Annotated in this window: 2 protein-coding genes; both read right to left on the bottom strand. The window is 70.6% G+C overall.

What is annotated here, in order from left to right; translation table 11 throughout:
• Window positions 1-9,470 (bottom strand): non-ribosomal peptide synthetase (locus tag E8F20_RS11685; protein ID WP_280283868.1); only part of this gene is annotated, 9,470 nt, incomplete at its 3' end.
• On the bottom strand, window positions 9,467-14,395 hold a 4,929-nt coding region (locus E8F20_RS11680), incomplete at its 5' end, for a non-ribosomal peptide synthetase (RefSeq protein ID WP_280283867.1). The genes E8F20_RS11685 and E8F20_RS11680, both read right to left, overlap by 4 nt.

Genomic DNA, 14,395 nt, shown 5'->3' with positions numbered 1-14,395 from the left:
CCGCCCAGCTCGAAGAAGTTGTCCTCGGCGCCGACCTGCTCCACGCCCAGCACCGCTTGCCAGATGCCGGCCAGCAGGGGTTCCAGCGGCCCTTGCGGCGCGACGAACAGCCGCGCTTCCAGTTCCGGCTCCGGCAACGCCTTGCGGTCCAGCTTGCGGTTCGGCGTCAGCGGCATGGCCTCCAGGCGCATCAGCCGCGCCGGCACCATGTAGTCCGGCAGCTGGGCCTGCAGCCGCTCGCGCAGGCGGCCGAGCAGTTCGTCGCCGCCCTCGGCCACCACGTAGCCCACCAGCTGCTGTTGCCGCGCCACCACTGCCGCTTCGCGTACCGCCGGGTCGGCCAGCAGGCAGGCCTCGATCTCGCCCAGTTCGATGCGGAAGCCGCGAACCTTCACCTGCTGGTCGATCCGCCCCAGGTACTCCAGGGCGCCATCGGCCCGCCGGCGCACCAGGTCGCCGGTGCGGTACAGGCGTTCGCCGCGGCCGTAGGGGTCGGCGACGAAGCGTTCGGCGGTCAGCCCCGGACGCTCGTGGTAGCCCCGCGCCAGGCCTTCGCCGCCGATGTACAGCTCACCGGCCACCCCGAGCGGCAGCGGTTCCAGATCCTCGTCCAGCACGTGCAGCGCGGTGTTGGCCAGCGCTTCGCCGAGGAACGCCTGCGGCTGCTGCTCGTCGAGGCGGCAGCGCGCCGACCACACGGTGGTTTCGGTCGGGCCGTAGAGGTTCCACAGCTCGCCGGCCACCCCGACCAGGGTGCGCGCCAGGTCCGCCGGCAGCGCCTCGCCACCACAGAGCACCTGCCGCCCGGCCAGTTCCGGCAGGCGCGGATGCTCGGCCAGCAAGCGCCAGGTCGACGGCGTGGCCTGGATGGCGCTGACGCCCTGCTGGGCGATCTGCTCCCAGAGGCGCTCCGGATCGCGGGCGGTGTCGCGGTCCACCAGCACCACGCTGGCGCCACTCACCAGCGGCAGGTACAGCTCCAGCGCGGCGATGTCGAAGGACAGCGAGGTCAGCGCCAGCATCCGGCCCTCCTCCGCCAGCCCCGGCGCGGCGGCCATGCTGGCGAGGAAGTTGCCGAGCCCGGCGCGGCGCACCGCTACGCCTTTCGGCTTGCCGGTGGAGCCGGAGGTGTAGATCACATAGGCCAGGTGCTCGCCCGTGGCCAAGGGTGCCGGGTTGGATTCGGCGCCGTCGTCATTCGATTGATCCAGCCACCAGCATTCGGCGTCGGTGCCCAACGCGTGGAGTTCGTCGCGCAACGACGACTGGCTGAGCAGCAGCGGCGCACGGCTGTCCGCCAGCATGTGGCGAAGGCGTTCGGCGGGGAACTCGGGGTCCAGCGGCACGTAGGCGCCACCGGCCTTGAGCACCGCCAGCAGCGCCACCAGCAGCTGCGGGCCGCGCTCCAGGCAGACCGCCACCCGCACCTCCGGGCCGATGCCGGCCGCCTGCAGGCGGTGGGCCAGTTGGTTGGCGCGGCGGTTCAGCTCGGCATAGGACAGGCGCAGGCCTTCCTGGCGCAGGGCGATAGCCTGCGGCGCGCGCGCCACCTGGGCTTCGAAGCGCTGCACCAGGTCGAACTGCGCTTCGTCAGCCCCCCGGGCGGCACCGGCCGCCAGCAACGCCGTGCGCTCGTCGGCGGCCAGCAGCGGCACACGACCCACCGCCTGCTCCGGTTCGGCCAGCAGCGCCGCCAGCAGGCGCATGAAATGCCCGGCCAGGCGCTCGATGCTGGCGCGTTCGAACAGGTCGCTGGCGTAGTTGAAGGTGCAGTCGAAGCGCTGCTCGCCGCGCTGGTCGACGAACAGCCCCAGGTCGAACTGGGCGCTATGGCGATCGTCCGGCAGGCTCGACAGACTCAGGCCCGGCAATTGTTCCTGCAGGGCAACGTCATGGCGTTGCAGGCTGAATAGCACCTGAAACAGCGGGTTGTGGCTGAGGCTGCGTTCCGGCTGCAGGGCCTCCACCAATTGCTCGAACGGCAGGTCCTGATGCGCCTGGGCGGCCAGCACCGTGTCGCGCACTTGCCGCAGCAGGCCGTTGAAGGATTGCGCCGGGTCCAGCCGCGTGCGCAGTACCTGGGTGTTGACGAACAGGCCGATCAGCCCTTCGCACTCGCCGCGCTGACGGTTGGCCACCGGCACCCCGACGCAGAGGTCGTCCTGGCGGCTGTAGCGTTGCAACAGCACATTGAAGGCGGCGAACAGCAGCATGAACGGCGTTGTCTGGCGTGCCTGGGCCAGGCGCACCAACCCCGCTGCCAGCTCCGCAGGCACCTCCAGGCCGAAACTCTCGCCGCGGTAGCTCTGCTGCGCCGGGCGCGAGTGATCGGTGGGCAGTTCGAGGATGCGCGGGGCATCGCCGAGCTGCTCCTGCCAATAGGCGAGCTGGCGCTCGCCCTCCCCGCCCGCCAGCCAGTCCCGTTGCCACAGGGCGTAGTCGGCGTACTGGATCGGCAGCTCCGCCAGCGCGGCACCGCTGGGCTCGCGCTCAGCGGCGTAAAGCTCACCCAGCTCGCGGACCAGGATGTCCATGGACCAGCCGTCGCCGACCATGTGGTGCAGGGTCAGCAGCAGGTGATGACGCTCGTCCTCCAGACGCAGCAGGCGGGTGCGCAGCAGCGGTCCGTGGATCAGGTCGAACGGCGCTCGAGCCTCGGCAGCGCGCAGCGCGTCGGCCTCGCCATCCGGATCGGTCTCGGCGCGCAGGTCGCTGAAGGCCAGGGTGAAACCGGTCGCCGGCAGGATGCACTGCCACACCTCGCCATCCTCGCTGGGGAAGCAGGTGCGCAGGGCCTCATGGCGCGCCAGCAGGCGGGCGAAGGCGCGCTCCAGCGCCAGGCGGTCAAGCGCGCCATCCAGGCGCAGCGCCAACGGCATATTGTAGGCAGCGCTCGCCGGGGCCAGCTGCCAGAGGAACCACATGCGCTGCTGCGCGAACGACAGCGGCAGGCGCGCCGGACGCTCCCGGCGCACCGGGCCCGCGTCCTGTTCATTGACACTGCGCTCGAGGGCCTGGGCCAGGCCGGCCACATTCGGCGTGTCGAACAGCGCCCGCAGCGGCAATTCGACGCCGAACGCCTCGCGCACCCGCGAAACAATGCGTACCGCCAGCAGCGAATGGCCGCCCACTTCGAAGAAGTCGTCGTCGCGGCCAACCCGCTCGACGCCCAGCACGTCCGCCCAGATCGCCGCCAGGCGTTCTTCCTGATCGCCGCGCGGCGCGCTGTAGCTGCGTGCCTGCCAGTGCGGCGCCGGCAGCGCCTTACGATCGAGCTTGCCGTTGGGGCTCAGCGGCATGCTGTCGAGGTAGAGCAACTGGGCCGGGACCATGTAGTCCGGCAGTTGTCCGCGCAGGCTCTCGCGCAGTTCATCGAGCAGCGCCTGCGAGTCCGCCAGCGGGGTATCCGGGGTGACATAGCCTACCAGTTGGGCGCCGCCCTGCCCCTGCCACGCAACCACCACGGCTTCGCGAACACGCGGATGCTCCAGCAGCCGCGCCTCGATCTCTCCCAGCTCGATGCGCAGGCCACGCAGCTTGACCTGGTGGTCGATGCGGCCGACGTAATCGATCACGCCATCGGGGCGCCAGCGCACCAGGTCGCCGGTGCGGTACATGCGATCGCCCGGGGCGCCGAAGGGGTCGGCGACGAAGCGCTCGGCGGTCAGGCCCGGGCGGCCCAGGTAACCACGCGCCAGGTTGATGCCGGCGATGTACAGCTCGCCGGCAACGCCAACCGGCACCGGTTGCAGATGGCCGTCGAGGATCATCAGGCGGGTGTTGGCGATGGGGCGGCCAATGGGCACCGAGTGCCGGCCCGGCTCGTCGATGCACTGCCAGTAGCTGACGTCGATGGCTGCCTCGGTCGGACCATAGAGGTTGTGCAGCCCGGCGTCGTGCTGTGCCTGGAACTGCTGCTGCAGCTCGTGGGGCAATGCCTCGCCGCTGCATATCACCCGGCGCAGGCTGGTGCAGGCCGGCAGTTCGCCGGCGGCGATGAAGGCCTGCAGCATGGAGGGTACGAAGTGCAGGGTGGTGATGCCCTGCTCGACTATGGTCCTGCGCAGGCGCGTCGGGTCGCGGTGGGCACCTGGCTCGGCCATCACCAGCGCAGCGCCGGTGATCCAGGGCCAGAAGAATTCCCAGACCGAAACGTCGAAGCTGAACGGCGTCTTCTGCAGAACACGGTCGGCACCGTCCAGGCGGTACTGCTCCTGCATCCACTGCAGGCGGTTGAGCAGGCCGGCGTGGTGGTTGCCCACGCCCTTGGGCCGGCCGGTGGAGCCGGAGGTATAGATGCAGTAGGCGAGGCTGCGCGGCGGGTAGTCGATGGCCGGCGCCTGCTCCGGCTGGCCGTCGGTTTGCGCCCAGTCGCGGTCCAGGCACCAGACCGGCGCGCTGCACGGCGGCAGGCGATCGAGCAAGGCTTCCTGGGTGAGCAGCAGCGGTACGCAGCTGTCTTCCAGCATGAAGGCCAGGCGGTCAGCCGGGTAATCCGGGTCAAGCGGCAGGTAGGCGCCGCCAGCCTTGACGATGGCGAGCAGCGCGATAGCCAGCTCCACCGACCGCTCGGCGAACACCCCGACCCGCACATCGCAACCCACACCCTGGCTGCGCAGCCAATGGGCCAGGCGGTTGGCCCGCGCCTCCAGCTGCGCATAGGTGAAGCTGCGCTCGCCGTTGACCAGGGCGCAGGCCTCGGGCGTGCGTTCGGCCTGGCGGCGGATCAGCTCGGGCAGCATCGGCAGATGGCTGTAGTCCTGCTCGGTGGCATTCCAGCCGTCCAGCAGTTGCTGGCGCTCCTCGGCGGCCAGCACTGGCAGGCGATCCAGCGCCTCGTTCGGCGCATCGGCGATGGCCTGCAGCAGCCGGAGGAAATGCCCGGAGAGGCGCGCAATACTCTCGCGCTCGAACAGGTCGGTGGCGTAGCCGAAGCTGCCCAGCAACTGGCCGTCCGCGCATTCGCGGGTATCCAGCACCAGGTCGAACTGGGTGCTGCGGCGGATGCCGTCCAGCGCCTCGACTTCCAGCCCCGGCAGGTCGAGGGCCTCCAGGCTGCCCACCCGGTCATGGTTGAACAGTACCTGGAACAGCGGGTTGTGGCTGAGGCTGCGCTGCGGTTGCAGGGCCTCGACCAGTTGCTCGAACGGCAAGTCCTGGTTCGCCTGGGCGTCCAGCACGCCGTTGCGGGTCGCCGCCAGCAGCTCGCTGAAGGAGCGGTCGCCGTCGATCAGGCAGCGCAGCACCTGGGTGTTGACGAAGAAGCCCACCAGGCCCTCGGTCTCTTCCTGCTGGCGGCCACCGATGGACAGGCCGATGCGCAGGTCGCGCTGGCCGCTGTAGCGATAGAGCAGCGTGCCGAAGGTTGCCAGCAGCAGCATGAACAGCGAGCAGCCCTGCTCCAGGGCCAGGCGTTGCAGCTTATCCGCCAACTGCGGCGGCACGGCGAAGTCCAGGCTGTCGCCACGGAAGCTCTGTTGCGCCGGACGCGGGTGGTCCAGGGGCAGCTCCAGCAGAGGGTGTTCGCTACACAGGTGTTGCTTCCAGTAGGCCAACTGGCGCTCGCACTCGCCGCTGTCCAGCCACTGGCGCTGCCAGACGGCGAAGTCGGCGTACTGGATCGGCAAGGACGGCAGCTCGGCCGATGCGCCATTCAACAGGGCGCGATAGTAGGCGGCGAATTCGTCCAGCAGCAGCTTCACCGAAGCGCCGTCGGCAATGATGTGGTGCAGGCTGAGCTGCAGCACCTGCTCGTCGTCGGCCAGGTGCAGCAGGCAGACGCGCATAAGCGGGCCGCCGGCGAGGTCGAAGGTGCGGGCGCCCTCCGCGGCCACCCGCTCCGCCAGCCACACCTCGCGTTCTGCCACGGGCAGGTGGTCCAGGCGGACTTCGCCGAATGCCAGGGGCATGCCCTCGATCACCCGCTGGCGGACCTGCTGACCGTCGTCCTCGAATACCGTACGCAGCGCCGGGTGGCGTTCCTGCAGCTGGGCGAAGGCACCGCGCAGGGCCTCGACCACCGGGCGGCCGCGCAGGCGCAGGCCACCGGAGATGTTGTAGGCGGCGCTGTCCGGCGCCAGTTTCCAGAGGAACCACAGGCGCTGCTGGTTGAAGGACAGCGGCGCGCCCTCGGGGTGCTGCAGCGCGCGCAGGGGCGGCGCACCGGCACCCGCACCGCCCTGCTCCAGCGCTACCGCCAGGTCGCGTAGCTGCGGCGTGTCGAACAGTTGGCGCACCGGCACTTCAATGCCGAGGCGCTTCTTCAGCCGCGCGACCACTTGAACGGCCATCAGCGAATGGCCGCCCAGCTCGAAGAAATGGTCCAGCGCGCCGACCTGCGGCAGGCCGAGCACCTCGGACCAGATTTCCGCCAGCAGGCGCTCGTTGTCGGTGGCGGGAGCCTGGTAGCCCTCGCTGTCCATCTGCCAGACCGGCTCCGGCAGCTGATTGCGGTCCAGCTTGCCGTTGGCGTTGCGCGGCAATACCGGCAGCACCAGGATGCGCGCCGGCACCATGTAGTCTGGCAGTTGTTCGCGGAGGCTGTCGCGCAACTCCGCGCCCAGGCGCTCGTCATCGGCGGCGACGTACGCCACCAGCTGTTTGCCGGTGAGGGTTTCCCGCGCCACCACCAGGGCCTCGCGTACGCGCGCATCGGCACGCAGGCGCGCTTCGATCTCGCCCGGTTCGATACGGAAGCCACGTACCTTGATCTGGTGGTCGACGCGGCCGAGGTAGTCCAGGGTGCCGTCGGCCCGCTGGCGCACCAGGTCGCCGGTGCGATACAGGCGGCCGCCCGGCACCCCGAAGGGGTCGGCGACGAAACGTTCGGCCGTCAGGCCCGGGCGCTGGAAGTAACCGCGTGCCAAACCGTCGCCGCCCAGGTAGAGCTCGCCGCAGACGCCGGTGGGGACCGGGTTCAGGTCGCCGTCGAGCACCCACACGCTGCGGACACCGACGCGCTGGCCAATGGGCGCGTAGGCCGCCTGGCAGCTGTCCTCGGGACCGGCCTTCCAGATCATCGGGGTGACCACGGTCTCGGTCGGGCCATAACCGTTGATGATCCAGCGCGGACGCAGCACACGCTTGACCTGCTCGAAGCTGGCATGGGGCACGGCGTCGCCGCCGAAGCAGTAGACCCGTACCGGCGGCACATCGTCGCGGCCCTCGGCGTGCTCGGCGATCTGCTGCAGGTAGGCCGGCGGGAAGGCTGCCACGGTCACGTCGTAGCGGCCCATGGCGACGTAGGTCTGCTCCGGCGTCCACAGGCTGTCGTCACGCAGCACCAGGCTGGCGCCGTGGGTGAGGGCGGTCAGCCAGCGCTCGTGGGCGCCGTCGAAGGCGAAGGACATGAAATGCAGTTCGCGGTCGGCCGGCTCCATTTCGTAGAGCGCGCCGATGGTCCGGCAGTGCATGGCCAACGGGCCATGGGCCACCGCCACGCCCTTGGGCAGGCCGGTGGAGCCGGAGGTGTAGATCAGGTAGGCCAGGTTGCCCGGATGCGGGGTGACCGCCGGCGCCTGTTGCGGCTCGCCGCTGAGGTCCAGCAGGTCCAGGTCCAGGCGCCGGACACCGTCAGGCAATGCTGGGCGGCGAAGGTCGCGGCTGTCGCCGATCAGCCAGGCGAGGCCCGCGTCGCGCATCTGGTAGGCGAGGCGCTCCTCGGGGTAATCCAGGTCCAGGGGCACATAGGCCGCTCCGGTCTTGAATACCGCCAGCAGGGCGATCACCAGCTCCGGCGAGCGCGGCAGGCCGACGCCGACGCGGCACTCCGCTCCCACACCCGATTTGTGCAAGTGCCAGGCCAGTTGATTCGCGCGCCGGTCCAGCTCGGCGAAGCTCAGTACCCGCTCGCCGCAGCGTACTGCCGGGGCGTCAGGGGTGCGCGCCGCCCAGTCGGCGATGCGCTGGTGTACCAGGCGCTCTTCCACGGCTTCGGCCGGCAGTGCGTTCCAGTCCTGCAATTGCTGCCAGGCCGCCTGCTGGTGGAGTTCGAAGTCGCAGATGCGCGCTTCGGGGCGCTCGGCGATCTGTTCCAGCAGCGCCTCGAAATGCGCCCGCCAGCGGTCGATGCTGGCCGGCGCGAACAGATCGGTGGCATAGCTGATTTCGCAGAACAGCCGGCCGCTGGAGTCTTCGGCGGTGTCCAGCGCCAGGTCGCAATCCACCGCGCGCATCACCGGTGGCAGGGATTCCATACGCAGGCCTTCCAGGTCCTCCAGCGCGGCGCTGTCGTACCACTGGTGGTTGTAGATCACCTGGAACAGCGGGTTGTGGCTGAGACTGCGACGGGGCGCCAGGGCCTCCACCAGTTGCTCGAAGGGCAGGTCCTGGTTCGCCTGGGCATCCAGCGCGCCCTGGCGGACGCGGGCCAGCAACTCCTGGAACGGCTCGCGCCCATCCAGCTCGTCGCGCATCACCAGGGTGTTGACGAAGAAGCCGATGAGCCGCTCGCTCTCGCCATTGCCACGGCCGGCGATGGGCACGCCGACCCGTAGGTCGCCCTGGCCGGTATAGCGGTACAGCTGCACCTTGAACGCTGCGAGCAGCAGCATGAACAGCGTCGCGCCCCGCGCCTGGGCGACCTTGCGCAGGCGTCCGGCCAGTTCGCCGGGAATCTCGAAACCGAGCACCGCACCCTGGCCGCTGGACCGTGCCGGACGCTGGTGATCGAACGGCAGCTCAAGCGACGGCGCTTCGCCTGCCAGGCACTGCAACCAGTATTCGAGCTGGCGTTCGCCCTCCCCGGCCTCCAGCAGTTTGCGCTGCCAGGCCGCACAATCGGCATATTGCGCCGGCAGCTCCGCCAGCTCGGCGGCGACGCCGCGGCAATGGGCGCTGTACAAGCGGTTGAACTCGTCCACCAGCAGGTTCATCGACCAGCCGTCGGCGGCGATGTGGTGCATGCCCAGCAGCAAGAGGTGCTCGTCCGCCTGCAGGCGCAGCACGGCGACCCGCAGCAGCGGGCCGTTGGCCAGGTCATAGGGGGTGGCGGCACTTGCCAATTGGAGCGCGTGGGAGCGGCTCGCGCGCGCCTCGGGCGCCAGGCCGGAGAGGTCCTCAAAGGCCACTTCCAGTTCGGCCTGGGGATCGATCACCAGGCGGGGCTGCCCTTCCACCTCGTGGAAGCGGCTGCGCAGGTTCTCGTGGCGCGCGAGGATGTCGCGGAACGCTCGCGTCAGGGCCTCGCGGTCCAGGGCGCCGGTCAGGCGCACGGCGCGATGCAGGTTGTAGGTCGCGGCCTGGGGGTCGAGCTTCCAGATGAACCACTGGCGGCTCTGGGCGGCGGACAGCTCCAGCGGGCCGCTGCGAGGCAGGCGCGGCACCGGCAGGCGACGCAGGTTGACGCCGGCAGTGGCCAGCTTGGCGAGGAACAGGCGCTGCTTGTCCTCCGGCAACTGCGCCAGGCGCGCGCCGATGGCCTGCAGCTCGCGGTCCTGCGCCGCTACCTTGGGGTCGAGGACGCTATTCATTCAGCCTGCTCCAGCTCTTGCAAAAGGTCGTTCATGAAATCCAGTTCCAACAGGTCGTCGGCGGCCGGCCGCGCGCCCTCCAGCTGCGCCGCCAGGGCGCCGATGCTGGGGTGCTCGAAGACCGCGCGCAGCGGCAGCTCGACGGAAAACTCATCGCGAATCCGCGACACCAGCCGGGTCAGCAACAGCGAGTGGCCGCCCAGTTCGAAGAAGTCATCGGTGGTCCCGACCCGCTCCAGGCCCAGCACCTCGCACCAGATCGCCGCGAGCCGGCGTTCCTGCCCGGTGGTCGGCTCGACATGGGCGCGGGCCTGCCAGTCCGGCGCCGGCAGCGCCTTGCGGTCGAGCTTGCCGTTGGGTGTCTGCGGCATCCGCGCCAGCACCACCACCTGGGCCGGGACCATGTAGTCCGGCAGGGCGGCCTGGAGCTGCTGCTTCAGGTGCGCGGCCAGCTCCGGCGCGGCATCCGCCTCGGCATAGCCCACCAGCACCGGGCCTGCGGGACCAGGGCGCGCCACCACGGCGGCCTCGCGGACGCCGTCGCACCGGCGCAGGCAGGCTTCGATCTCGCCCAGCTCGATGCGGTAGCCACGAATCTTCACCTGCTGGTCGATGCGCCCGATGTACTCCAGGGCATCGCCGCACCAGCGCACCAGGTCGCCGGTGCGGTAGAGGCGCTCGCCCGCCTCGCCGAAGGGGTCGGCGACGAAGCGTTCCGCGGTGAGCCCCGGACGGCGGTGATACCCGCGCGCCAGGCCGACACCGCCGATGTACAGCTCACCGGCCACGCCCTCGGGCACAGGTTCCAGGCATTCGTCCAGTACGTGCAGCGCGGTGCCGGCGATGGCCTCGCCCAGGTTGATCTGCAGGGGGTCCGCGACCAGGCGCCTGCGCGCCGACCAGATGGTGGTTTCGGTCGGCCCGTAGAGGTTCCAGAGCTCGCCGACCACACCGAGTAGGCGTGCCGCCAGATCGCCGGCCAGGGCCTCGCCGCCACACAGCGCGCGCAGGCCCCGGAGGCCGGCGAACGCCGGGTGCTCGCTGAGCATGCGCCAGGTGGACGGCGTGGCCTGGACGCAGCCGACACCGCGCTCGCCGATGTACTGCAGCAAGCCGCCGGCATCACGCGCCAGGGTGCGCTCGGCCATTACCACGGTGGCGCCTTGCAGCAGGGGCAGGTAGAGCTCGAGGGCGGCGATGTCGAAGGACAGCGAGGTCAGCGCCAGGACCCGCTCCCCGGCTGCCAGGCCAGGTGCCTCGGCCATGCTCAGGAGGAAGTTGGCCAGGGCGCCGTGGCGCACCGCCACGCCCTTGGGCAGGCCGGTGGAGCCGGAGGTGTAGATCACGTAGGCCAGGTGTTCCGGGTCCACTGTCGGCAGCGGCGCTGCGTTGTCGTAGCCAGCCGGCGGTTCCAGTTGGTCCAGGCACCAGCGCTGTTGGCCGGACGTCGCCGGCGGCAGCTGGTCCAGTAGCGCGCTGTCCGTCAGCAGCAGCTTCGCGCCGCTGTCGTCGAGCATGTGGCGCAGGCGATCGGCCGGGAACTCGGGGTCCAGCGGCACATAGGCGCCGCCGGCCTTGAGCACCGCCAGCAGGGAGACCAGCAGCTGGCAATCCCGCTCCAGGCACACCGCGACCAGTGAGTCCGGGCCCACACCGTTGGCCAGCAGGTGACGGGCCAGGCGCGTGGATTCGGCGTCCAGGCTGGCGTAGTCGAGCTCGCGGGCGGCATCGCAAACCGCCGGCAGGGTCGGGGTGCGACGCGCCTGTTCGGCGAACAGGCCAGGGAGGCACAGACCGGCACCACGGGCTGGAGTCTGCCGGCCGCGCGCGATGGCCTGCGCCCGCTGCACGGCCGGGACCATGGCGAGCTCGCCGAGACGACGGTTCGGGTTGCCGGGCAGCGCGCGCAGCAGCTCGCCCAGGTGCCCGGCCAGCTGCACCAGGGTCGCCTCGGCGAAGGATTCGGCGTGGGCGGCGAGCGCCAGGTGCAGGCCTTCGCCAGGGTTGACGGTGAGCGTCAGCGGGTAATGGGTGGACTCGCGCTGACGCACGGCATCGATGCGCAGGCGTTCGATGGCGCGGCCGCGCAGCGCGGCATCCACCGGGTAGTTCTCGAAGACCAGCAGGGTGTCGAACAGCGACTGGCCGGCACTACCCGCCCAACGCTGCACCTCGTAGAGCGGCACATGGGCCTGCTCCTGCAGCCCCAGGGTTTCGCCCTGCAGCACCTGCAGCCAGTCACCTAGTGCCTGGTGCGGCTCCGGCGCGGCGATCAGCGGCAGGGTGTTGATGAACAGGCCGAGCATGTCCGCACTGCCCGCCAGGTCGGCGGGACGGCCCGACAGGGTGGCGCCGCAGCAGACCACGCGCTGCCCGCTGTGACGCTGCAACAGCAGCAGCCAGGCGGCCTGCACCAGGGTGTTGAGGGTGACCCGCTGGCTGCGGGCGAAGTCCTTCAGGCGCTCGGTGTCGCGGGTGTCGAGGCTGAGCTCGTGGAGACGCTGCTGCGCCCTCGACTCGGAGGTCGCGGAGGTCCCGGCGAGGACGGTCGGCGCGTCCAGTTCGGCCAGTCGCGCTTTCCAGAAGGTCTCGCCAGGGGCCGGGTCTTGGCGGTGCAGCCAGGCGATGTAGTCGCCATAGCGGCCGGCGGGCGTTTCGCGGCTCTCGCCGACATAGCGGCCCAGCCATTCTTCGATCAGTCGCGCGCTGCTCCAGCCGTCCAGCAGCAGGTGGTGGTAGGTCCATACCAGGCGATAGCGGCGCTCGCCCAGGCGCAGCAACTGCACCCGCTGCAGTGGCGGCAGGTCGAAGCTGAAGGGAACGCTGCGTTGCTGTTCGGCGAAGGCCTCCAGCGCCTCGCTGCCGCAGTCGCGACCGCGCCAGTCCTGCTCGTCCCAGGCTTCCGGCACCTGGCGGTAGACCAGTTGCAGCGGCTGCTCCAGGCCGTCCCAGGCGAAGCCGGTGCGCAGGATCGGGTGCCGGGCGATCAATTGCGCCCAGGCGGCGCGCAGGCGTTGCGGGTCGAGGTCGTCGAGGTCGAAGGCGAGCTGGTTGACGTAGACGCCATCCGCCGCGCCGTTCAGCCCGTGGAACAGCAAGCCCTGCTGCATCGGCGACAGCGGGTAGGCGTCTTCCAGCGCTTCAGGAGACAGGTCCAGGCGCGCCCAGTCGGCCCCGCTCAGACGCTCCAGGCCAGTGCCGCCCTGCTCCACGCCAACCGGCTGGAGCTGACGGGCCACCTTGGCCAGGCGGCGTACATCCTGCTGTTCGAACAGGTCGCGCGGGGTAAGGGAAAGACCGGCCTCACGGGCGCGGGCCACCACCTGCACCGAGCTGATCGAATCGCCGCCCAGCTCGAAGAAGTTGTCCTCGGCGCCGACCTGCTCCACGCCCAGCACCGCTTGCCAGATGCCGGCCAGCAGGGGTTCCAGCGGCCCTTGCGGCGCGACGAACAGCCGCGCTTCCAGTTCCGGCTCCGGCAACGCCTTGCGGTCCAGCTTGCGGTTCGGCGTCAGCGGCATGGCCTCCAGGCGCATCAGCCGCGCCGGCACCATGTAGTCCGGCAGCTGGGCCTGCAGCCGCTCGCGCAGGCGGCCGAGCAGTTCGTCGCCGCCCTCGGCCACCACGTAGCCCACCAGCTGCTGTTGCCGCGCCACCACTGCCGCTTCGCGTACCGCCGGGTCGGCCAGCAGGCAGGCCTCGATCTCGCCCAGTTCGATGCGGAAGCCGCGAACCTTCACCTGCTGGTCGATCCGCCCCAGGTACTCCAGGGCGCCATCGGCCCGCCGGCGCACCAGGTCGCCGGTGCGGTACAGGCGTTCGCCGCGGCCGTAGGGGTCGGCGACGAAGCGTTCGGCGGTCAGCCCCGGACGCTCGTGGTAGCCCCGCGCCAGGCCTTCGCCGCCGATGTACAGCTCACCGGCCACCCCGAGCGGCAGCGGTTCCAGATCCTCGTCCAGCACGTGCAGCGCGGTGTTGGCCAGCGCTTCGCCGAGGAACGCCTGCGGCTGCTGCTCGTCGAGGCGGCAGCGCGCCGACCACACGGTGGTTTCGGTCGGGCCGTAGAGGTTCCACAGCTCGCCGGCCACCCCGACCAGGGTGCGCGCCAGGTCCGCCGGCAGCGCCTCGCCACCACAGAGCACCTGCCGCCCGGCCAGTTCCGGCAGGCGCGGATGCTCGGCCAGCAAGCGCCAGGTCGACGGCGTGGCCTGGATGGCGCTGACGCCCTGCTGGGCGATCTGCTCCCAGAGGCGCTCCGGATCGCGGGCGGTGTCGCGGTCCACCAGCACCACGCTGGCGCCACTCACCAGCGGCAGGTACAGCTCCAGCGCGGCGATGTCGAAGGACAGCGAGGTCAGCGCCAGCATCCGGCCCTCCTCCGCCAGCCCCGGCGCGGCGGCCATGCTGGCGAGGAAGTTGCCGAGCCCGGCGCGGCGCACCGCTACGCCTTTCGGCTTGCCGGTGGAGCCGGAGGTGTAGATCACATAGGCCAGGTGCTCGCCCGTGGCCAAGGGTGCCGGGTTGGATTCGGCGCCGTCGTCATTCGATTGATCCAGCCACCAGCATTCGGCGTCGGTGCCCAACGCGTGGAGTTCGTCGCGCAACGACGACTGGCTGAGCAGCAGCGGCGCACGGCTGTCCGCCAGCATGTGGCGAAGGCGTTCGGCGGGGAACTCGGGGTCCAGCGGCACGTAGGCGCCACCGGCCTTGAGCACCGCCAGCAGCGCCACCAGCAGCTGCGGGCCGCGCTCCAGGCAGACCGCCACCCGCACCTCCGGGCCGATGCCGGCCGCCTGCAGGCGGTGGGCCAGTTGGTTGGCGCGGCGGTTCAGCTCGGCATAGGACAGGCGCAGGCCTTCCTGGCGCAGGGCGATAGCCTGCGGCGCGCGCGCCACCTGGGCTTCGAAGCGCTGCACCAGGTCGAA

Source organism: Pseudomonas sp. BN415, assembly GCF_029871195.1.
Lineage (GTDB): Bacteria > Pseudomonadota > Gammaproteobacteria > Pseudomonadales > Pseudomonadaceae > Metapseudomonas > Metapseudomonas resinovorans.
The sequence above is the reverse complement of the archived record's forward strand: the minus strand, read 5'-3'. Positions and strand labels throughout refer to the sequence as shown.